This is a genomic window from Nonomuraea angiospora, assembly GCF_014873145.1.
GTDB lineage: Bacteria > Actinomycetota > Actinomycetes > Streptosporangiales > Streptosporangiaceae > Nonomuraea > Nonomuraea angiospora.
The window spans coordinates 8,605,433-8,626,474 of sequence record NZ_JADBEK010000001.1 but is presented as its reverse complement, the minus strand read 5'-3'; the positions used below and the strand labels follow the sequence as shown (position 1 = coordinate 8,626,474).

General features: G+C 71.4%; 20 protein-coding genes. 7 read left to right on the top strand and 13 right to left on the bottom strand.

Annotated elements, in window-relative coordinates; translation table 11 throughout:
- The first annotated feature begins 45 nt into the window (after positions 1-45).
- Entirely contained in the window at positions 46-480 is a 435-nt protein-coding gene (locus H4W80_RS39715; RefSeq protein ID WP_192789767.1) for a YjdF family protein, read from the top strand.
- 98 nt (positions 481-578) lie between these two features.
- On the opposite strand, the gene H4W80_RS39710 is transcribed toward H4W80_RS39715, so the two are convergent.
- Complete coding sequence (locus H4W80_RS39710; RefSeq protein WP_318787274.1) at positions 579-3,455, bottom strand: ATP-binding protein; 2,877 nt, start codon at positions 3,453-3,455, stop codon at positions 579-581.
- A 167-nt stretch (positions 3,456-3,622) separates the two neighbouring features.
- The gene (locus H4W80_RS39705) at positions 3,623-5,566 is read right to left on the bottom strand and encodes a hypothetical protein (RefSeq protein WP_192789765.1); all 1,944 of its coding nucleotides are present in this window, start codon (positions 5,564-5,566) and stop codon (positions 3,623-3,625) included.
- Between the two features lie 170 nt (positions 5,567-5,736).
- On the opposite strand from H4W80_RS39705, the gene H4W80_RS39700 reads away from it, so the two are divergent.
- Genes H4W80_RS39700 through H4W80_RS39690 form a run of 3 tightly spaced genes read left to right on the top strand, consistent with a single transcriptional unit; the run spans position 5,737 to position 8,574 of the window.
- Positions 5,737-6,405, top strand: coding sequence for a hypothetical protein (locus H4W80_RS39700; protein ID WP_192789764.1), 669 nt, complete (start codon positions 5,737-5,739; stop codon positions 6,403-6,405).
- 26 nt (positions 6,406-6,431) lie between these two features.
- Positions 6,432-7,046, top strand: coding sequence for a hypothetical protein (locus H4W80_RS39695; protein WP_192789763.1), 615 nt, complete (start codon positions 6,432-6,434; stop codon positions 7,044-7,046).
- Between the two features lie 7 nt (positions 7,047-7,053).
- Positions 7,054-8,574 carry a hypothetical protein gene (locus H4W80_RS39690; RefSeq protein ID WP_192789762.1) on the top strand — a complete coding sequence of 507 codons (1,521 nt, stop codon included), beginning with the start codon at positions 7,054-7,056 and terminating at the stop codon, positions 8,572-8,574.
- A gap of 27 nt (positions 8,575-8,601) precedes the next feature.
- Here the strand turns inward: H4W80_RS39690 and H4W80_RS39685 are convergent, their stop codons facing one another.
- A complete protein-coding gene (locus H4W80_RS39685; protein ID WP_192789761.1) occupies positions 8,602-9,849 on the bottom strand; it encodes a hypothetical protein in 1,248 nt (415 codons plus the stop codon).
- Between the two features lie 255 nt (positions 9,850-10,104).
- Between H4W80_RS39685 and H4W80_RS39680 the strand changes: the two genes are divergently transcribed.
- The gene (locus tag H4W80_RS39680) at positions 10,105-10,614 is read left to right on the top strand and encodes a helix-turn-helix domain-containing protein (protein ID WP_318787273.1); all 510 of its coding nucleotides are present in this window, start codon (positions 10,105-10,107) and stop codon (positions 10,612-10,614) included.
- On the opposite strand, the gene H4W80_RS39675 is transcribed toward H4W80_RS39680, so the two are convergent.
- From H4W80_RS39675 to H4W80_RS39630, 10 genes are all read right to left on the bottom strand, one after another.
- Positions 10,611-11,348, bottom strand: a complete 738-nt coding sequence (locus H4W80_RS39675; RefSeq protein WP_192789759.1) for a methylated-DNA--[protein]-cysteine S-methyltransferase — start codon at positions 11,346-11,348, stop codon at positions 10,611-10,613. The two genes, H4W80_RS39680 and H4W80_RS39675, sit on opposite strands and share 4 nt — an antisense overlap.
- Complete coding sequence (locus H4W80_RS39670; protein WP_192789758.1) at positions 11,345-11,914, bottom strand: RNA polymerase sigma factor; 570 nt, start codon at positions 11,912-11,914, stop codon at positions 11,345-11,347. The genes H4W80_RS39675 and H4W80_RS39670 overlap by 4 nt, the downstream gene beginning before the upstream one ends.
- A gap of 77 nt (positions 11,915-11,991) precedes the next feature.
- Positions 11,992-12,294: a DUF1416 domain-containing protein gene (locus tag H4W80_RS39665; RefSeq protein WP_192789757.1), complete on the bottom strand. Its 303-nt coding sequence runs from the start codon at positions 12,292-12,294 to the stop codon at positions 11,992-11,994.
- Complete coding sequence (locus H4W80_RS39660) at positions 12,294-13,133, bottom strand: sulfurtransferase (RefSeq protein WP_192789756.1); 840 nt, start codon at positions 13,131-13,133, stop codon at positions 12,294-12,296. The genes H4W80_RS39665 and H4W80_RS39660 overlap by 1 nt, the downstream gene beginning before the upstream one ends.
- The gene (locus H4W80_RS39655) at positions 13,130-13,543 is read right to left on the bottom strand and encodes a DUF4395 domain-containing protein (RefSeq protein ID WP_192789755.1); all 414 of its coding nucleotides are present in this window, start codon (positions 13,541-13,543) and stop codon (positions 13,130-13,132) included. The genes H4W80_RS39660 and H4W80_RS39655 overlap by 4 nt, the downstream gene beginning before the upstream one ends.
- 171 nt (positions 13,544-13,714) lie before the next feature.
- Complete coding sequence (locus H4W80_RS39650) at positions 13,715-14,164, bottom strand: thioredoxin family protein (protein WP_192789754.1); 450 nt, start codon at positions 14,162-14,164, stop codon at positions 13,715-13,717.
- 28 nt (positions 14,165-14,192) lie between these two features.
- Positions 14,193-15,008: an anti-sigma factor family protein gene (locus tag H4W80_RS39645; protein WP_192789753.1), complete on the bottom strand. Its 816-nt coding sequence runs from the start codon at positions 15,006-15,008 to the stop codon at positions 14,193-14,195.
- Positions 15,005-15,517 (bottom strand): sigma-70 family RNA polymerase sigma factor, encoded by a 513-nt coding sequence (locus tag H4W80_RS39640; RefSeq protein ID WP_192789752.1) that lies wholly within the window; start codon positions 15,515-15,517, stop codon positions 15,005-15,007. Before H4W80_RS39640 ends, H4W80_RS39645 begins: the two co-directional genes overlap by 4 nt.
- A 37-nt stretch (positions 15,518-15,554) precedes the next feature.
- Positions 15,555-16,220, bottom strand: a complete 666-nt coding sequence (locus H4W80_RS39635; RefSeq protein WP_192789751.1) for an LmeA family phospholipid-binding protein — start codon at positions 16,218-16,220, stop codon at positions 15,555-15,557.
- A gap of 72 nt (positions 16,221-16,292) precedes the next feature.
- Complete coding sequence (locus H4W80_RS39630) at positions 16,293-16,544, bottom strand: MoaD/ThiS family protein (RefSeq protein ID WP_192789750.1); 252 nt, start codon at positions 16,542-16,544, stop codon at positions 16,293-16,295.
- A 176-nt stretch (positions 16,545-16,720) separates the two neighbouring features.
- Between H4W80_RS39630 and H4W80_RS39625 the strand changes: the two genes are divergently transcribed.
- Together H4W80_RS39625 and H4W80_RS39620 are read left to right on the top strand one after the other, a co-directional pair.
- Entirely contained in the window at positions 16,721-17,413 is a 693-nt protein-coding gene (locus H4W80_RS39625) for a response regulator transcription factor (RefSeq protein ID WP_185070386.1), read from the top strand.
- A gap of 99 nt (positions 17,414-17,512) precedes the next feature.
- Entirely contained in the window at positions 17,513-20,974 is a 3,462-nt protein-coding gene (locus H4W80_RS39620) for a tetratricopeptide repeat protein (protein WP_192789749.1), read from the top strand.
- The last annotated feature ends 68 nt before the right edge of the window (positions 20,975-21,042 follow it).

The window sequence follows — 21,042 nt, the reverse complement described above, 5'->3', positions numbered from 1 at the left end:
GTGCCGGAAAGCGGCCTCGACAGGCCGTCATTTCGGCATACACGCATGGAGGGCGACGTGGTGACGATGTCGGTCTATCTGGATGGGCCGTTCTGGGTCGGCGTGCTCGAGATCGTCGAGGACGGCACGGTGCGGGCGACCCGTTTCACGCTCGGGTCCGAGCCCACCGATCCGGAGTTGTACGAGTTCCTGCGGCGGCACGGCGTCGCGCTGCTCGAACGGGCGGCCTCCTCGCCTCCCGTCCCTTCGGAGGGGCGGGAGGCCAAGCGGGTCAACCCCAAGCGGGCCGCGAAACTGGCGGCCCGGGCGGCGGCCGGGGTGTCCCGCCGGAGCACGGCCTCCCAGGAGGCGCTGCGGCTGGAGCTGGAGAGCCGGAAGGCCGAGGCGGCGGACGACCGGCGGGCCCGGCGGCGGGAGGCTGCGGAGCACAGGCGGGCGGTGGCCCGCCGCAAGCGCCTCGAACGCCGCCGCGACCGCTGAGACCCGCCGCCGTCATCGCCGAGACCCGCCGCCGCGACCGCTGACACCCCGCCACCGTCATCGCCGAGCCCACCGCCGCAACGGCTGACACCCGCAGGTCAGGACGGGGAGGGGGCGGCGTCGGCGAAGGCGATCTCCGGGGCGCCGCCGTGGTCGAACGGCAGGACGAAGCGGCGTGGCCACGACAGCACGCCCTCCAGCCACCCCGCCCCCATCGTCTGCCCGACGTGCCGCAGCCGCGCCGACGACTCGATCCCGATCGCCACCGTGGTGATGTCCCGCTGCACGCTCTCGTTCTCGTCGTCCCCCAGGATGACCCGCCAGGCCAGCGCCCGGTTCCGGTCCACCTCCATCGACAGCGGGTGGTGCCGCAGAGCCTTGGCACGGTGGCCGAGCAGTTCGGTGTGGACGAGGTCGGGGTTGGCGCCGTTGCCGTTGGAGGGCTGGCGGAACAGGGCGTACTCCATGGGCGGCGCCGGGCTGCGCAGGTTGGGGGCCGGGTGGCCGTACGGGAAGAGCCTGTCCACCTCGTGCAGCCACCGGACCTGCGGGATCACCCACGACGCCCCCGGCCGCTCCCCGCCGCCCTCGAGCCCGGCGAGCAGCCGCGTGGCGGTCTCGGCGGCCTTCTCGGTGAGCAGGGCGGGGTCGAACCAGCTGCGCAGCGACCAGGCACGCCGCTGCACCGAGCGTTCGATCAGGGTCGCCAGCAGGCACTCCCCGCGCCGCGCCGGCAGCTCGCTCCAGGCGGCGCCCAGGGCGCGCGGCACGCCGGGCAGCGGCCGGTTGCTGACGAAGGCGAGCACGACCGTGTCGCACCAGATGCGCAGCCAGGCCCACTCGGGGGCGTCGGCGAGCACGTCGGCCTCGCGCAGCTCCACCAGCGTGCACGCCTGCCCGGTGCGGCAGGACGCGCCGCACGCCGCCGACCGGCGGCCGCGGATGGGCGGCGGCGGGCCGGGCAGCACCTTCTCGCGGGCCTCCCCCAGCGGTACGCGGACCCGCAGCGGCCGGTCCATCCCGTCGGCGAAGACCGCGGCCGAGCCCGGCTGCAGGGAGACCACGTGGCGGGACTGCTCGTCGCTGAGGTTCATGGCGGCGCCGACGAGCTTCCTGTCGTCCTCGGCCGGGAGCCGGTGAACGACCTTCAGCGCGGTGTTCTTGACGACGTCGGAGACGAGCTTGGTCGGGATCTGCTCCGCCACCACGATGCCCTCGCCGTACGCGCGGATCTCCGCCAGCAGCCCGGCCAGCAGCTCCACCGCGTGCGTGGAGGCCCGGCCGTGGCCGCGGTCGCGCAGCAGCCGGTGCGCCTCCTCGATCACGATGACGTGGCGCAGCTCGTGGGACTTCTCCCGGCGGGCCCGCATGCGCAGGTGCTCGACGATCCGGATGATGAGCGTGCCCATGAGGAACGCCTTGTCCTCGTCGTTGGCCACGTCCTCGATCGCCAGCACGACGTCCCGCTCCAGCAGGCCGCCGATGTCGGCGGGGTGGCCGCCCTCGAAGAAGCGCCCCGCCGAGCCGACCCGCAGGGACCGCAGCCGTAGCGAGATGAAGCCCTCCACGTCGGCCTGGACCTCGCGGCCGTAGCCGATCTCCTTGATCACGTCCATGGCGTGCTGCTGGAGCTGTTCGAGGGTCGGGACGCTGGGCGGGACGTTGGAGCCCGGCACGGCGCCGCCGGTGACGACGTCCCAGCCGGTGGCCTCGTAGACGCGCTGCAGCGCCAGCGACATGATCTGCGGGAACGGCTCCTCGGCGTCGAAGGCCGCCATGAACAGCGCCCTGACCATGTCGATGTGGGCCTGGACGGGGTAGCCGGGCTCGGGTTCGAGCGGGTTGACGCTGAACGGCACGCCGTCCGGCGCCGACGGGTTGATGACGGTGATCGGGTCGTCGAGGCGCCCGGCCATGGCGGCGTACTCGGACTTGGCGGGCTCGATGGCCAGCCACGGGATGCGGGCCCGGCTGAGCTGCTCCAGCAGGTGGCGCACCGTCTGCGACTTGCCCGAGCCGGTGGCCCCGGTGACGAACGCGTGCCGGTTGAGCGTGGCCAGCGGCACCCGGAACGTCCCGACGCCCCTGTCCTGCCCGTCGAGGATCTCGCCCAGCTCCAGCTCGCCGCCGTCGGCCTCGGACGTCACGTCGAAGAAGCCGGATTCGAGCACGCGTACCCCGGGGACCTCCCGCCTGGGCAGCCCGGCCAGCGCCGCCAGAGCCCCGGCGGTGGCGGCGAACGGGGCGGCGGCGCCGTCGGCCGGGTCCTGCATGGTCATGGCGAGGGCCTCCGGCAGGCCGTAGGCGGCGCCGTGCGAGCTGCGCAGCCGGTACGGGTGATGGCTCATCTCGACCGACCCGACCAGCACCGGAGCGATCTGCCGCAGCTCCTCGGCGGTGGCGCCCCCGGCCAGCACGCGAACGTTCCAGAGCCCCGCCTCCCTGAAGGCGTCCAGCTCCTGCATGCGCCGCTCGGCCCGCTCGGCGTCGAAACGGGAGCGCTCGGAGGCGTCCCCGTACTGCCTGAGCACGTTGAGCTGGGTACGCAGGTGCGCCACCTCGGCGTCGAGCAGGTCGGTCGGCTCGGCCACCACCAGCCAGGCGAAGGGCCGCGACATGAGCGTCACCAGCGTCGACTCGAACAACGTCGGCCGCCTGAGCTCGTCCGGGTCGAACTCGCGCCCCTTGTTCCCCAGCGGCGGCGCCTGGCGGCCCGGGCACGGCGTCCACACCAGGTCCGCCAGATCGGCGAGGTACTCCTCGTCGAGCTGGACCCCGCGCGCCCCGCCCGGGAACAGCAGCGGCTGCGGCCCGCTCGGGCGGCCGGGCGCGTCGGTGGACCTGCGCGGCTGGCGCGGCGGCGACAGCGGCCCGGCATTGGTGATGAGCTCGAGCGGCGCGCCGGATCCCCGCGACAGCCACCCGATGACGAACGGCCGGTCGCGTTGCGCCGCCGACAGCACCGCGGGCAGCACGGTGACGAAATCCCACTCCGCCGACGAGCTTCGCGAGGGTGCTGCGATCGACTGGATTCGATACCAAGGCCCACTCAGCGACACACTCGGCTGCATTTCATTCCCCCACAGACGGTTCTTTGTTAAATTCCGCCAACCGTCAGCTCGTCACGTTGACATTGACCATGTCATTGCCTGCCCTTGCGCCAGTCCAGGCGTGGCGGTGGTGGTCCGAGGTTCGGTGGGGGCTCCCCGTCGGTGCCCTGTGCCTTGGGGTCGAGCGAGAGCACGGCCTCGCGTACGTCCTCCAGTTCGCCGAGCGTGGTCTTGGGGAAGGTCAGGATGGCGGGGTTGGCGTCGGCGAGGCGTACGCGCCTGCCCTGGGCCGTGGCGTCGGTGACGATCACGGAGGTCGTGGGGAGCTGCTGGAGCTGGTGCGGCTCGACGAGGAACTCGCGCGAGCGCTGCAGCACCCGCTCCTTCTCGGAGATCTTGTCGGCGGTCCTGCCCCACTCGGTGGACTCGGTGATGTCGCCGGCCAGATCCGCGAGGTTCTCGTCGCGGTCCCCCATGTCGTCCTCGTCCACCTGGGAGATCGTGGAGGTGTAGCCGCCGTCGAGCCCAGGCAGCGAGTCGCTGATCGTCTCGGTGAGCTGGGCCAGCTCCAGCCGGTGCTCGGTGCCGACGTGCTCGCTGGCGACGCGCGCGTCCTCGGCGTTGCCCAGCCGCATGAACGCCACCGCCGCGTGCCCCCTGCCGAGCCGCTCCCGCACCGTGGGGGTCAAAGACCGATAAGTCAGGACCAGTCCGGTACGGGAGGTCTCGCAGGCGTCCATCAGCCGGTCGAGCACGTCGCCCCTGAGCTTGTCCGCGCCCGCCACGATGATCGTGTGGTACCAGGGCCGGTCCGAGGCCGGGGACTGGCGCAGGATGTGGGTGAGCGCGGTGGCCACGTACGTGCCGAGCACCCGGTTGCCGAAGGCGCCCGCCTGCCGGTCCATGCTCACCACCCGCAGCCGCGCGGGCGGCAGCCGTACGGCCTCCGTGCCGAGCGTCTCCAGCTTGCGCAGCTGCGACTCCAGCGCCCAGGCCCGCTCGATCACCACCCGCTCGCTCACCCCGCGGCCGAACAACGTGCCGATGCGCTCCAGCTGGGTGGCCGTGATCAGCCCGAACCTCAGGTCGTCGCGCGGGTCGCCCACCTGCGCGAGCGCCCGCAGCGCGGCCGTGACCTGGCTGATCGTGGCGTTCTCGCCGAGCACTTCGAGCACCCGCTCCAGGATCGCGTTGTCGAAGCTGAGGTCGCGCGTGGTGCGGTGCTCCTCGCTCACGCTCACCACGTGCGCCAGCACGTCCGCGAACGCCTCCGGCTTGAGCGTGGCGCCCAGGTCGAGCTTGGGCAGATCGACCGGCAGCACCCAGACCAGCGGGTCGTCGCCACCCTTTCTGGCCAGCTCGATCAGGTCCTTGGCGATCGCGCCCTCGGACAGGTCGAGCACGGTAAGGTGGCCGCCGCTGTAGAGGCGCGTGGCGCCGAGCAGCGTGATGAGCGCCGACCAGCCGGGGAGCGTGCCGCCCGCCACGTCGATGCGGTCGATCTCGTCCGGTACGGCGACCGCGTACCACGAGAGCTGCCGGTCGTGGCGTTCCTTGGAGTCCTGCCACTCCCGGTAGCGCTTGGCATGCTCCTCCTGAGCGCGGAACAGCTCCTTGTCACGTTCCTCGCGCCGGCGCTCGTCCCTGGCCTGCTGCTCCAGCACGCGGTACTTCACCGCCCGGTCGCCCTGCAACAGCGCGTAACTGCAGATGCCCGCCACGCCTCCGGCGGCGGTGATCCCGGCGATCGCGAACGGCCACGCGAGGTAGCCCCCGATGCCCGCAGCCAGGATGAGCACGGCCAGCATCAGCATGAGCGTCCGCACGAGCCGCACGGGCTTGTTGAGCATGTCCTCCTGGAGCCGCTCGCGGCGCAGCAGGTTGGGGTCGACGGGGCCGGGCGAGTCGGCGGGCTCCTCGAGCGGGGAGGGGCGCTTGGGCGGCGGGCCAGGGTCGGAGTGCAGCAGGATGTACTGCCAGCCCAGGTAGATGCGGTCCGCCTGGAGCTGGGCATGCTCGGGATGCACGTCCGTCACGTGACCCTCCGGCCGCCGATATGTCGTTAGGAGTAAGGGCCAACCCTTTCCGCTCCGTGACAGCGTATGAGCTTCGAGGCCCGTAGCGGCAGGGTTTCTCGGCAATTCTCCCAGTCCGATGGGAGTATTGCGGCAGATGGGACAAGCGAGACCTACTACCATCCTTACCCATGACGGAACCCTCCGGCGCAAGCAGTGACAAGCCCAGACGCCCGGTAGTGGTGCCCGCCATCGCCCTGGTGGCATTCACCGCCGTCGGCATCACCGCTCTCCTGGGCGGGCTGAGCGAGGCCCCCGAGGAGCCCGAGGCGCTGGGCCCGGGCTCGGTGCTCGATCAGGGCCTGTACGCCACCAAGTTCGTCGAGTCGCGCGTGACGGTGGAGCGGGCCGAGTCGCAGTTCGACGAGGACAAGCGGTTCGTGGAGCTGGTCTTCGAGGTCACCAACAAGGGCGACCAGACCTACCAGGTCGGACTGCCCCCGGCGAAGCTGGAACAGGCCTTCACGAGCGATTCCTTCGCCGGCTCCCTGGTCAAGATCACTCCCGCCTTCCCCCAGGACGCGGGGCCGTTCACCTTCGCCCAGGCCAAGGGGGGCGAGACCCGCCAGCTGCACCCGGGGGTGACCAGCCAGGTCATCCTCCGTTACCGGCTCAAGGACGATGAGCAGCCGCCGGAGAAGATCACGATGGACGTGGCGTCGTTCGAGTACGAGCCCGAGTGGAACACCAACGTCCCGCGCTGGCAGATGGTCGCCAACGAGGACCTCGACACCATGAAGTTCTATCCCGAGATCAAGGCGCGGGTGACTCTTGCGGTCAAGAAGGGTGACGCAACGTGACCGCCACGCAGCAAAGATCAACTGCCGTGGGCGGTCGCCGCGGCAGGAGGGCGGACCGGGGACCGGGGATCGGCACCCGGCTGCTCAACGGCGCTGTCGGGCTGGTGCTGCTGGGCGGCGCCGTCTGGCTGCAGACCCTGCACATGGCCGAGGGCGAGATCACCGACCCGATCACGTACACGGGCGCCAAGGGCGAGGTGGTGGACGCCCGCCGGTTCTCCCTGCGGCTCGACTCGTTCACTGCCGCGAAGTCGATCCAGAGCGGCAGCCAGACGATCGGGACCGACAACCTCTTCCTCGTCGTCAACGTCACGGCCAAGTCCAGCCTCAAGCCCTATCACCTGCGCCAGCCGGAGCTGCTGACCGCCGACGGGAAGAGGTTCGACGCCACCGACCGGGTGCGCAGCGACCTCACGATGGCCATGTCTTGGGTGCAGCCGGACATCTGGAAGAGCGGGCGCTTCTTCTTCGAGGTGCCGTCGTCCGCGCTGGCGGGGGCGCATGTCGTGTTCGGGCTGGGCAAGGAGGTCATCGTGGAGCCGTACAAGCCGGAGGTCGAGGTGGATCTCGGCCTGGACGACGAGGGCGCGCGCAAGCTCGCGGCCTCGCCTCAGGACGTCTACTCGACCGACCAGAAGTGATCGCACGATGAGCACGAACGAGCGCGACTGGTTCGCACCCAGGAACGACCCGCGGCGCGAGGACGATCCGCCCCCGCCGCCGCCCAGCCAGGAGCCGCCGCCGGGGCTCGGCGCCCACTCCGGCCGCGGCGCCCCGCCGCCCGGGCAGGGGCGGCACTCCGGGCACGGCCTGCCTGCCGAGCGCGACCCGCGCCTCGATCAGGACCTGCTCGGCGAGGAGACGGCGCCGGTCCCCCGAGTGCCGTCCGCGGGCGACCTGCCCGGCCGTGGCGGCCGTGGAACGCCGCCTCCGGGCTACGACGCGCCGGAGGGGCGGCCGAGCGGGCCGCAGGAGGCGATGGGCTGGCCGGACGCGCCCCGGGAGCCGATGGGCCGCCCCAGCCCGCCGCAGGAGGCACTGGAGTGGCCCAGCGCGCCCCAGGGCCCCGCATACCCCCAGAGCCCAGCCCGCGGGCAGGGCCCGGCACACGCAGGAGGCCCGGCGCAGGAGCGAGGCCGGGCGCAGGAGCAAGGCCCGGCACACGCGCGTGGCCCAGCACAAGAGCAAGGCCCGGCACACGCCCGAGGCCCGGCGCAAGAGCAAGGCCCGGCACACGCGCGTGGACCGGCGCACGGTCAGGGACCGACGCACTCGCAGGGCCCCGCACACGCGCAGGGCCCGGCGCAGCGGCCGGGGCTGCCTCCTCGCCCTGTCCCGCAGCAGCCCCGCGCCCGGCACGCCGCCCACGGCGACCAGCAGGTGTGGCCCCCGGCCCCCCGCGAGCCCGTAGGCGGCACCACGCAGCCCCTGCCGGCCGTCCCGGCCGCCATCCCCGTGTCGCCGCCGCAGGGCCCCGGCACGCCCCTCCCGCGCCGGCAGAGTCCCGAGCCGGAACCCGCGGCCCACCCTGTGCCCGGCCCGGAGCCGGAGGCCCCGCAGGAGGCCCCGCCGGGGCCGGGGCGGGCCGCCGCCCCGGCAGGACGCAAGAAGCGCACGGTGCTGGTCGCCGTGGCCGCCGTCGTCGTGTCGCTGGTCACCATGGGCGCCCAGTCGTACGACGGTTACCTCTTCTACGAGAAGACCACCACGAAGGAGACCAAGGAGACCGTCGTCCCCGCCGGCCAGGCGGCCACGGTGAAGAACATCGAGTGGCGGGCCACGGTCACCCGCATCAAGATGCCCGACAACCTCCCGTACGGCCCCGAGGTGGCCGCGCTGAGGGTGGACATCACCAAGAAGGTCCTCGACGAGGGCAGCGCCACCAAGACCGCCCTGTTCGAGGAGGCCAAGCTGGAGGACCGCGCCGGCCGCAGCTGGGTCGTGAACGTCGTCCCGGACACCGACCAGCCGACGGACCGGCTGGAGGTCGGCAAGGAGTACAAGATCCTGGCCGCGGCGGTGGTGCCGACCGCGGTGGCGGACGAGGTCGAGCTGTCCTTCAGACCGAGCAACTACCGTTCGGACACGCCCACGGCGGACCTCTTCAAGCGGGACACCGCGAGCAATCTGGAGGGCAACGTCGACGTCCTGCGGTTCAGGCGGCGCTGAGCGGTCGCGGCCCGCGACCGCTCAGGCTCAGACGTCGTCGAACGGCTCGCCCCTGAGCCGTGCCCTGGTGGCCGCGAGGTCGTACGTGGCCGCCAGCAGCGCCATCGTGAGCACGGCCACGATCATCTCGCGCAGGAAGCTCAGCGGCGGCCCCTGGAACGACCACACCCATTCCCGCTCGGTGCCGATGAGCCACCGCAGCCCCCGCTCGGCGTACTCCCCGCCGACCAGCAGGCCCACGTAGCACAGGCACATCATGCCGAACAGCGGCAGGCCGGCCTTGACCACCATCCGCAGGGAGTTGGCCAGCGGCAGCCAGCGGTCCCTGAACCCGCCGGTGAGCTGGTCGAACGACTTCTGCGTGAGGTCGTGGGTGCCCTCCAGCCGGTCCACGCCCCGCTCCAGGCGGGTGCCCCTGACCAGGGCGCGGGTCTCGTCGGAGTAGGAGCCGAAGACGAGCATCGCCACGGTGAGCCAGGCCAGCGGGACGGCCACGGCGTCGAGGAAGTACGGCCAGGCGTCGCCGAGGAAGCCGGTGACGCTCTCCCACAGCGGCACGTTCTTCTGCGCCTCGGCCCAGAGCTCCTCCGTGCCGGCCACCACGTTGCGGTGCTCGACCCAGTCGGTGCGCGCGGTGCCGATGTAGAGGGTGGCGTTCAGGCCGTAGAAGACGAAGGCGAACTCCGAGAAGGCCGCGCAGAAGCCGTAGAACTTGCCGTTGCCTTCGGTCTTCTCCAGGAGCTTGGCGAACAGCATCTTCAGCCCGAACATGACGGCCATCGCCCCCAGCGACACCCGCCAGTCGAGGTCCGTGAGCCCGTGGCCGACCTGGGACCGCTCCCCGAAGAAGGCCGCTCCCGTCAGGTCGTAGATGTGGTGGTTGATATCCATCTGGTAGACGTCCCTGGCGTCCTCCGTCTGGAACCCCCACGCCAGGTAGAGCACGGCGAAGGCCGGGGCCACCCGGTCGAGCACCCGGAAGAAGCGCTCGTCCTGCATCCCCTCCTCGGTCTTGGCGCGCATCTCCCACAGCGCGTTGCGCAGCGAGTAGAGCATGCCGGCGGTGACCGTCATCGCCGACAGAATGATCAACGTGAGCAGCGTCATCACGAGGACCAGGCGGATCTGCCGGTAGTCGCCGTAGGCGACCTCGGTGGCGGCGTAGAGCAGGACGAAGCGGGTCAGCTGACCGGCGGCGTACCAGAGGATCAGCGGCAGGGCGCACTTGCCCGCCAGCCGTAGGGCGTGCAAGGGCAGCGAGTACGGCGACGGCATCCCCTGAGTCGGCGTAGGCCCAGGTCGGGGAGGTGCCGCCACACCTGTCGAACCGGACATCTGCAGAATCGTATCGGTCTGTCCCATGTGTCGCAGCAGCAACCCCGGAAAGCGCGACGCTCCGCCCTGCCAGTGCGGGTGTGGTCCCCGGGCAGTGACAAAAGAATTATCGGCGGGGAAATGGCGGTTCCGGAGCGGTGCGCGTGCGATTGCTCTATGGAGCCGCGGCCCGCACTCGACGCCGATCCCCACGTCGTGGGAGATCGCCTCCGGCGGCTGCGGCACGAGCGCGGCGTGTCGCTGTCGGAGCTCGCCAAGCACGCGGGCATCGACAGGGAGACCCTGTCGGACGTCGAGACCGGCAAGGTCGACGCGACGGCGGAGACGCTCTGGGCGATCACCGCGCAGCTCGGGGTGCCGATCGGGGCGATACTCGACGCGCCGTCCGAGCCGCAGATCATGCGGGGCAGGGCGATGGAGGCGGAGCTGCTGGAGGTGTTCGAGGACGACCGGGTCACGTACGAGCTCTACCGGGTGACCGTCCCGCCGGGCCTCACCCAGACCTCGCCCGCCCACCACGAGGGCGTGAGCGAGCACGTCACGGTCTTCACGGGCACGCTCAGCGCGGGCCCCATGCGCGAACCGCTCACGGCGGGGCCGGGCGACCACATCTCGTGGCTCTCCGACGTGCCGCACGGCTACCGCGCGCACGGCCCCGACGTCGTACGCGCCACGCTCCTCATGCGCTACCCGATCAAGCCCTAGGCACTGGCGGGCCGGCACGTGCGGCACGGCCGGTAGCCGGCGGCCCTGGCCTGGGCGATGGTGCGGAAGCCGTGCCGGTGCCGCGGCGTGATGCGCCGGGCGTTGTGGCAGGTCGGGAAGCACACCACCCCGGTGGTGTCGCTGGCCAGGTAGAACACCCGGTCCCCCGCCAGCTCCCGCACCCGCTCCAGGTCGGCGCCCTCGGCCAGCAGCAGCCGCTCCTTGGCCGCCGAGCCGAACACGTAGTCGCCCGCGACGCCGTCCGACCGGGTGACGCGGTGGCACGGGATCAGCAGCGGCACGGGGTTGCGGCCGAGCGCCGTCCCCACCGCCCGCACCGCCCTGGGCCGGCCGATCCGCTCCGCGATCCACGAGTACGGCCTGACCTCGCCGCGCGGGATCGTACGGACCGTCTCCAGCACGTCGCGCTGGAAGTCGCTCATCCCGCGCAGGTCCAGCCGCAGCCGGCCCAGGCGCCCCGTGCGCAGCGCGGTCAGCAGCCCGGCGGGCGGGCGTTCGGCGGGCAGCAGCGGGCGGGCGAAGCGCTCCCTGAACGCCTCGGCGAACCCGTCTCCCGGACGCACGTAGGCCACGCCCTGGTCGGTGAACGCGACCCGCAGCTCCCCGATCGGGCTCGGGACGCCCACCCAGCGGGCCGCGATCCGGTCGAGCAGTCCATCGGGCGCGTCGGCGGCCAGCGCCGCCAGCCCGGCCAGCAGTGGATCGTGGGTCATCGGACACCTCCCAGTGCGCGCAGCCGCCGCAGTCCCCGCGACACGTGCGACTTGACCGTGCCCTGGGGGATCCTGAGCACGGTGGCGATCTCGCTGACCGGCAGGTCGACGACGTGCCTGAGCACGACCGCGACCCGCTGCTCCTCGGGCAGCAGGCCCAGGAGCCCGGCCAGCTCGTCGCCGGTCTCGCGGCGCACCGCGGCCTCCTCGACGTCCTGGCCGGGGTCGACTTCCTCGATCGGCTGGTCCCGCAGCTCCGGTGGCGGCTTGCGGGACCTGGTCCTGGCGCAGTTGCGCCAGATGTTCATCAGGATCGTCATCAGCCAGGCCCGCGTCTGGAGCGTGGCGATGCGGTCGCGCTCGTATCCGGCCAGCGCCCGGTACGCGCGCAGGAACGTCTCCGCGGTGAGATCCTCGGCGTCGGCCCAGCGCCCGCTCAGCCGCAGCGCTGTCGAGAAGACCAGGCCGCGGTAGGCGCCGTACAGCTCGGCGAACCCCTCGTCGAGGTCGTCGAGCAGCGCCTTGCGCACCGGGTCGGGACAGTCGGTTTCTCTCACAGGGGTCATAACACCGCCGTGCCCGGATCCGTTGCACCGAAAAGACCCGCGTCCGGACCGGACGCGGGTCTTCTACCTGGGCGGACTCAGACGGCGACCGCGAGCGAGGAGACCTCGCCCAGCTTCGCCTCGACCTTGATGTCCCGGGTGACGCCGCCGCCCGCGATGATGCGGACGGTCCAGTCGCCGGGAGCGGCGAAGAAGCGGAAGACGCCCTCGTCGGACACCACGACTTCGCCGGTGAACTCGCCGGAGTGGTCGAGCAGCCGCGCGTACGCCGTGCCGGCGCCGGTCACCACGCCCTGGATCACGGCCTGGGTGGACAGGTCGATCCCGGCGGGCAGAGTGATCGTCTGCTCCGGCGCTCCGCAACCCTGTGCAGTAGTCATCAGCGGGCCTCCCCCAGCTCGATCGGCACGCCCACGAGCGAGCCGTATTCGGTCCACGAACCGTCGTAGTTCTTCACGTTGTCCTGCTCGAGCAGCTCGTGCAGCACGAACCAGGTGTGCGCCGAACGCTCGCCGATGCGGCAGTAGGCGATGGTGTCCTTGCCGAAGTCGACCCCGGCCTCGCTGTAGAGCGTGCGCAGGTCGTCGTCGGACTTGAACGTGCCGTCGTCGTTGGCGGCCTTGGACCACGGGATGTTGCGGGCGGTGGGCACGTGGCCGGCGCGCTGCGCCTGCTCCTGCGGGAGGTGCGCGGGAGCGAGCAGCTTGCCGGTGAACTCGTCGGGCGAGCGCACGTCTACCAGGTTGAGCTTGCTGATGGCGCCGACCACGTCGTCGCGGAAGGCGCGGATCTTGGTGTCCTGCTCCTGCGCCACGTACTGCGTCTTGGCCCGCTCCGGCACGTCCTTGACCAGCTCGCGGGAGTCGAGCTCCCACTTCTTGCGCCCGCCGTCGAGCAGCTTGACGTTGGAGTGGCCGTAGAGCTTGAAGTACCAGTACGCGTAGGCGGCGAACCAGTTGTTGTTGCCGCCGTAGAGCACGACGGTGTCATCGTTGGAGATGCCGCGGTCGGACAGCAGGGCCTCGAAACCGGTCTTGTCCACGAAGTCGCGGCGCACCGGGTCCTGCAGGTCCTGCCGCCAGTCGACCTTCACGGCGCCACGGATGTGGCCCTTGTCGTAGGCGCTGACGTCTTCGTCGACCTCGACGAGGACGACTCCGGGCGTGTCGAGGTTGGCCTCGACCCAGTCGGCGTCCACCAGGGCGGCGGAGCGGCTCATTTGGAAACCTCCATGTTGGCGGCGGGCAGTAGACGGCGGATGAGCAGGTACGTTTCGCAGCCAAGGCAGAATCCGAAGGCTGCGTTGAGGAAAGCGGCGAGGAGAGCCGCGGCCGTGGCCACGAGGGCCAGCGGCGTGATCCCGGTGAGATATCCGACCAGGCCCGCGATCGCGAAGACCAACCCCACCGCCTGCGCGAACTTGGGCGGGCGGGCGTCCTCGGTCTCCTTCGGGGCGCTCTTGACGAGCGCCTTGAAGAGCATCGTGTACGGCGAGCGCGACACGACTCCGAGTGCGAAGACCATCGCCTGGACGGCGAGCAGCCAGGCACTCCCCGTCACCAGGACGAGGGCGAGGACCAGGGTGGTGATGGCCGCGCCGAAGCGCAGCGCTCTAGGATCGGCACGCATCGCGGGATGCTCCTGAAGGGTCGACGGGGCGGACCGGATGTCCGCGGGATCGTCCTCAGGCAGCGCGACAGAGCGCGGTGGTCACGCGGCAGAAATCAACCGCGCGCCGCTTCGTCAGCAGCTCTGTCGATGGGTTCATAGCGACGACACTACTCGGCGTCTCGTCATCTGTCACATCTCGTCCGGTTGGTGAGACGATTCGTGAGACGGCGGCGGCGGCACGGCGGCGGCGAGGGCCGCCAGGACGTCCGCCTTGCGGGGCAGGCCGGCGGCCCTTTTCACGATCCTTCCGCTGGTGTCGAGCACGAGGACCGTCGGCGTGCGCATGATGTCCAGCCGCCGTACGAGGTCCAGCCGGGACTCGGCGTCGATCTCGACGTGGGTCACCCCCGGCACGATCCCGCTGACGTCGGAGAGAATCCTCCTGGTCGCCCGGCACGGCTGGCAGAACGCGGTGGAGAACTGCACCAGCGTCGCCCGCTCCCCCAGGCCGGCGCCGAGGTCGGCCTCGGACAACCGGTCGCCACCCGTGTCACGCACCCGTCCGTCGCGGCGCAGGCGAACCACCCCGATCACAGAGCCGAGCGCCAGAGTCGCCAGCGCCACCCACCAACCAGTCATCTCCCGATGCAACCACGCGCAGCCGCGTTTACTTCCGCACCGGGATCCTGATCAGCACCTTCTCCTTCCGGTCGACCACGTAGAACGCGGTGATCTCGGACATGGGCAGCGTCGTCGACCGCTTGAACTCGGCCTTGTCCAGGTACGCCGCGCGGCTGACCGTCCAGCTCTCCGTCAGCTCGTGCCGCCCTCCGGCGGCCACGACGAGCAGGCGGCAGGTCGTGTCGACGGGCACGCCCCGCACGCTCACGTACAGGTCCGTGCCGCTGTCGCCGGGGTAGGCCGACACGGTGGCGGAGTATTTCTCGTCCCTGTTCACGCCGGAGAACTTCAGGTTCTCGGCCATCTTGAACGGCGACGCGGACGGCGCCTTGCTCGGCCGTTTGGCCTGCGCCGACGGCTCGGCCAGGCGGTTCAGCGACGGCTGTTCGGCGTCCGAGGCCGAGTCCCGCATCGTCTCCGGCTCCTGGGTGGACATGGGAGCCGCCACCCCGGTCGCCGCCTGCTGCTGAGTGCCGCTGTTCACGACCGACACGATCGTGCCGCCCAGCCCCAGCAGCGCGACGGAGGCGGCCGCCACCAGCAGCAGCCGGCCGCGCCTGTTGCGTTTGGCGCTGGCGTTCAGCAGCCGGTCGAGCACCTGCCGCGGCGGGCTCGCCACCAGCTCCACGTCTCGTTCGGACACCTTGCCAAGAAAGGAGGCCACGCCTTCGAGGTCGAGCAGCTCGCGGCCGCACTCCTCGCAGGTCGCCAGGTGGTTGTCGATCTCCAGCGCCTCGTCGGGGTCGAGCGCGCCCAGCGCGTGCGCGCCCAGGGCGAGCCTTACCTCCTCGCACGTCATCATGGCGCCAACCCCCGCTCCTCGAGGGCCAGTTTGAGCGCCCGCAACGCGTAGTAGGTGCGCGATTTGACCGTGCCCGGCGGTATGCCCAGCGTCGCCGACGCCTCCTTCACCGATCGCCCCCGATAGTAGACCTCCAGCAGCACCTCACGGTGCTCCTGCCTGAGCGCGGCCAGCGCCTCGGCCACCGCCCACGACTCGACGGCGCGCTCCAGGTCGTCGTCGGCCGGCATGACGGCCAGCGCCTCGTCCCCGGTCTCCTGCGGTCTGGCCTTCTTGGCCCGATGCTGGTCGACGACGAGGTTGCGGGCCACCGTGAACAGCCACGCCCGCACCGGCCGGCCCGAGAGGGCGTCGGGATGTCGCCAGGCCCGCAACAGGGTCTCCTGCACGACATCCTCCGCCCGCCCGGAATCACCGGTCAGCCGCAGGACGTAGCCGTAGAGTGGCCCGGCATGCTCGTCGAAGAGGGTCCTCACGAGTTCCTCATCCGCGGTGCCGGCTGCGCTCACACCCTCTTGACGTACGTCGGGCCGGACCGGTTCAGCCTCATCCACGGATCGGCACGTCAGACGCTTCGGCCGAGAACTCCAATCCTTCGGGCACGCTCTTGACCCCGGTCACCTTCACGTCGAAGGGCAGCTTGCCCTTGAACGGGATCGTGTAGGAGACGAGCGAGGCGAGCTGGTCGGGCACGCCCTCGATCTTCTCGGCCTGGATCTTGATGCCGCCGTCGGCCAGCTCCACCCGCATCTCGGCGTTGAACTTCACCTTCTGCACCCCGACCGTCACCTCGCCCGACGCCGTGAGCCGGTCGCCGTTGCCGCCGATCTTGACGCCGCGGGGGGCGTACTTGTCGATCGTCGCCCTGGTCAGGGTGCCGCTGACGGTCACGCGTCCGGCCTGGACGTTGGCTCTGTTCTGCAGGACGTCCGCCAGGGGGGCCGTCACGTCATAGGCGGCGCCCCGGAGGTTCTTGATCGGCACGCCACCGTAGGTGAACGTGCCGAGATCGAACCGTACCTCCGGATAGTGCCCCGAGATGGCCTGCGTGAGAAAAGGGATGCCCTCAATTGTCACGGTCGGCTTGTCGGAGAGGTCGGTCGCGGCCGCGATCCGGTTGGACAGATCGCGCTCCACGCCCGCCACGGCGACCCGGTCGACGGCGACAAGGAGAATGACCAGCACGATCAGGAAAATGATCAGCTTCCGCATGGGGCTCCCTGTCTGTGGCGGGGGTCAAGAGCCTATCGACTGGCCTCACTCATTCCCCCAAGGAAGGCCCCGTCACCCGCCGGCGAACGGCGGCAGCACCTCCACGGTCGCCCCGTCGGCGAGAACGACCTGGTCATGAGGGCGTTTGCCGACCGGGGCGCCGTCCACGAGGAACGAGCAACGCCTCACCACGCGTGCCAGATCGGCATGATTTTGTGTGATTTTCGTCATGAGTTCACCAAGAGTGACCGCGTCGAACGGCTCCTCGGCCACTCCGGCCGCTTCCTTCGCCGCAGCCCAATAACGTACCTTTCCCGTGGCCATGGGCCCCTCACAATCGCTTTCTGGTCTATTGTGCGACGCCCTTAACAAGGTTGTTTCGGGAGACGCGCTGTTCACCTGCTGGACGCGCCATGGACGCGACTTACTCGTGGGATATCCTCACCTACGGGACCTGGGCGATGAAGCCCCCGGGTCCTTGCGTGTTTGAGGAGGCCGTAATGAGCAACCTGCTCCTGCTGACCAACGCCCTCGAGCCGTCCGCCGAGGTGCTCCCGGCGCTGGGCCTGCTGCTCCACTCGGTCCGGGTCTCGCCCGCGGAGGCGTCCGCGCTGATCGACACGCCTCCGGCCGACGCGGTCCTCGTCGACGCGCGGAAGGAGCTCGTGCAGGCCAAGAGCCTGTGCCGGCTGATCCGCACGACCGGCATCGACTGCCCGCTGTTGGTGATCGTCACCGAGGGCGGGCTGGCCGCGATGACGGCCGAGTGGGGCGTGGACGACGTGCTGCTCGACAGCGCGGGCCCGGCGGAGGTGGAGGCGCGCCTGCGCATGGCCACGGGCCGCATCTCGCAGGCCGCCACGGAGGAGGTGCCCGACGAGATCCGCAGCGGCGACCTGTCGATCGACGAGGCCACCTACACCGCGCGGCTGCGCGGCCGGGTGCTCGACCTCACCTTCAAGGAGTTCGAGCTGCTGAAATACCTCGCCCAGCACCCGGGCCGGGTCTTCACCCGCGCCCAGTTGCTGCAGGAGGTCTGGGGTTACGACTACTTCGGCGGCACCAGGACGGTCGACGTCCACGTGCGGCGCCTGCGCGCCAAGCTCGGCACCGAGTACGAATCCCTCATCGGAACGGTCCGCAACGTCGGCTACCGCTTCGTCCCCGACCGGCAGGACACCGCCGCCGTCTGATCGTTGACAGAGGCGCCCGCCGATGTGACAAATAGTCGTTGAGGCTGTTTCACATCTGTCATACGAGGACACCGCCGTCCCCAGATTGGTGGTGTCGGGGTGGGTCTGTTCCGGTCGTTGGTGGACGAGGGCGCCAGGCCCCGCGTCTTCCGGCGTAACACGACCATCTGCTCGCCGTTACGGCCCGCCCACCAGGTTTACCTCATCGACCACGGCTACGCCCGCGAATACACCCCCGCGGGCGATCGTGAGGCCATTCACGACCTGCGCGGCGCCGGCGACCTCGTCGGCGAGCTCGCCTTCTGGAACCCCGCCGAGCGCGCCAAGGTGGACGCGCTGACCGAGGTTCGGGCCTGGCCCATCGACATGCGCCGGCTGCGCGAGCACGCCGCCGCCGTCCCGGCCGTGGCCACGGCGCTGGTGCAGGAGCTGTTCGCCAGGAACGTGGCCGCCCGCAGGCACGAGTCGCTGGCCCGCGCCCCCGTCGCCGCCCGGCTGGCCGTGTGGCTGCTGCACCTGGACGAGCGTTACGCGCTGGGCTCGGAGTCCGCGCCGCCGCTGTCCATGGAGACGCTGGCCGACCTCGTCGGCAGCTCCCCCGACGTGGTGCAGCGCCGGCTCACGGAGTGGGTCCAGCGGGGCTGGCTGGTACGGCCCGGCTACCGGCGGCTGCGCGTCGAGGACCCGTCCGCGCTGCGCGACCTGGCGGGCGGCTGGGAGCACCTGTCGGAGCCGTGGCAGGGACGGGTGACGCCGTTCCTGACCAGGCCGGGGGCGCTCGCGGAGCCGCTGCCCCTCGGTGAGGTGCCGAAGCCGCGCCAGCTCCCCGCCGACGTGCCCGACTTCACCGGACGCCAGCAGAGCCTGGACCTGCTCACCGCCTGGCTGGAGCGGCCCAGGCGGACGAACACCATGATCGTGCAGGGCCTGCCGGGCGTGGGCAAGACCGCGCTGGTGACGCACTGGGGGCACCTGCAGGCGGGCCGGTTCCCCGACGGCCAGATCGTGATCGACCTGCGCGGGCAGTCGCCGAGCCAGCCGCCGATGACCCCGGCCGAGGCGCTCGGCCAGATCCTGCGCTCGCTCGGGGTCGGCGAGCACATGCCCGCCGACGACGAGGCCGAGCTGACGCTGCTCTACCGCAGCAGGATCGCCGGGCGCAGGCTGCTGCTCATCCTCGACAACGCCGCCGACCCGGCGCAGGTGCGGGCGCTGCTGCCGGGCGGCAAGGACTGCGTGGTGCTGGTGACCAGCCGCACGCGGATGGCGCCGCTGCGGGCCACCGGGCACGCCGACCTCATGGACCTGCAGGTGCTCGACCCGGGCAACGCGGTGGCGCTGCTGGTGGCCGTGCTCGGGGAGCACTCGCCGCGGGCCGCCGACCGGGACGCGCTGGCCGAGCTGGCCAGGGTGTGCTCGTACCACCCGTTCGCGCTGCGGATCTCGGCGGCCAAGCTGGCCGAGAACCCCGGGCTGAGCGTGCAGAAGCGGGTCGAGGAGCTGCGCAGGCCGGGCACGCTCCTGGTGGGCGATCCGGAGGAGGCGTTCAGGTCGGCGCTGGACCTGGCGTACGAGTCGCTGAGCCCGGGGCAGCGGCGGGCGTTCCGGCACGTGGGGCTGCTGCCGGGCCGGGACTTCACGCCCGAGGTGCTGGCCGCGGCGCTCGGCGTCGCGGTCAGCGAGGCCGTGGTGGCGGTGGAGGGGCTGCACCGGGCGTATCTCGTCGAGCCGCTGGCCGGGCCGCGCTACCGGGTGCACGACCTGGTCAAGCGGCTGGCCAGGGAGCTGGGCAGGCACGCCGAGGCAGGCGTGCGGGAGGCCAGGGCGCGGCTGCTCGACCACTACCTGGCGGTGGCGACCGACCCCGCGACGGCGCCCGAGTGGTTCGAGGCCGAGCGGCGCTCGCTGGTCTCGGCCGTGCGGCTGGCCGAGGAGAGCGGCGCCCAGGGGATGGCGTGGCGGCTGGCCGAGGCCGTGTTCGAGCCGTTCAGGAAGCTGCGGTACAACGAGATCAACCTGGAGATCCAGCAGGCCGGGCTGACCGCGGCGATGCAGGTGAGCAACCGGCGGGCGATCGCGCGCATGCGCAGCAACCTGGGCTCGATCCACCGGGACATCGGGCCCTCGACGCTCGCGGCCAGGTTCATCGGGGAGGCGCTGGAGGAGTTCGCCTCGCTCGGCGACGCCGAGGGGCGGGCCCGCGCTCTCAACGACCTGGCCGAGGTCCACAACATCGCGGGCCACAACGAGGAGGCCCTGCGGTGCGCGGGCGAGGCGCTCGGCCTCTACCGCGAGATCGGCGACCTGGCCGGGGTGGCGAGCTGCCTGCACACGCTCTCGCGGCTGCACCTGTCCCAGGAGCGCTACGAGCCGGCGTTGCAGCACGCGGGCCAGGCCCTGAAGGTACGCGAGGAGCTCGGCGACCGCCGGGGCACGGCGCAGAGCCTGATCATCCTCGCCACCGTGCGGCGGGACCTGGGCGAGCCGAACGCGGCGCTGTCCGAGGGCCTGGAGGCGCTGTCGATCTGCCACGAGCTGGGCGACGAGCACGCCGAGGCCGAGACGCTGCTCTGCCTGGCCGAGATCTACGACCTGCTGCGGCTGCCGCACGACGCGCAGCGGGACGCCGAGCGGGCCCTGGCCGGGTACACGGCGACGGGCGACCAGCACGGCTGCGGGCGCGCCCTGTGCGCGCTCGGCCGGATCGCGCGCAACGGCTCCCGGTACGACGAGGCGCTCTCCTACTACGAGCAGGCGCTGGCCGTGCAGGTGGAGCTCCACCACGAGCCGGGCCGGGCGGAGACGCTCGGGGACATCGGGCTGGTGCACTGGCGGCTGGCGGACTACCTGCGGGCCGACGACTACCTCAACCAGGCGCTGGCGATCAGCCGGATGATCCGCGACGAGCCGGTGGAGGCGCGCATGCTCAACCGGCTCGCCAGGGTGCGGCGGCGGCAGGGGCTGCCGCACGTGGCGTTCGTGTACGCGCTCGAAGCCCTGGACATCGTGCAGGGCATGGGCAACCGGCGGGCCGAGGCGGACGTGCAGGAGACGCTGGCGAACACGTACCTGTCGCTGGGGCAGCACCAGCCCGCGCTGCGGGCGGCCAAGGCGTCACTGGCGATCAGGGAGGAGCTGCGGGACAACCGGGCCAGCGCGCTGCTGTCGATGGCGCAGGCGCTGCACACGGCGGGCGAGCCGCAGGAGGCGCTGAAGCTCGCGTGGGAGACGGTCGAGCTGCAGAACGAGACCGGCACGAAGGACCGGTGGGCGGCGGCGCTCACGACGCTGGCCATGGTGCTGCTGGACCTCGGCCTGGCCGGGGAGGCACTGGTCCACGCGCGCCAGGCCAGGGACGTCCACCTGGAGTGCGGGACCAGGCGGGACCTGGGGTGCGCGCTGCGGGCGCTGGGGCTGATCTCGGCCAGGCTGGGGAACCGGGGCGCGGCCGGCGGCTATCTGCGGGAGGCGCTGCGGCTGCTGGAGGAGGTGGGGGACGTCTTCGAGGTACGGCGGGTGTCGGAGGACCTCCGCGAGCTGGGGACCAGCCCCACGACCTGAAATATCGCTAAAAGTCGTGAATTCTCGGTGGTGAGGTCGCAGATCTGCTCCGGAAATTTCCGTTAGCT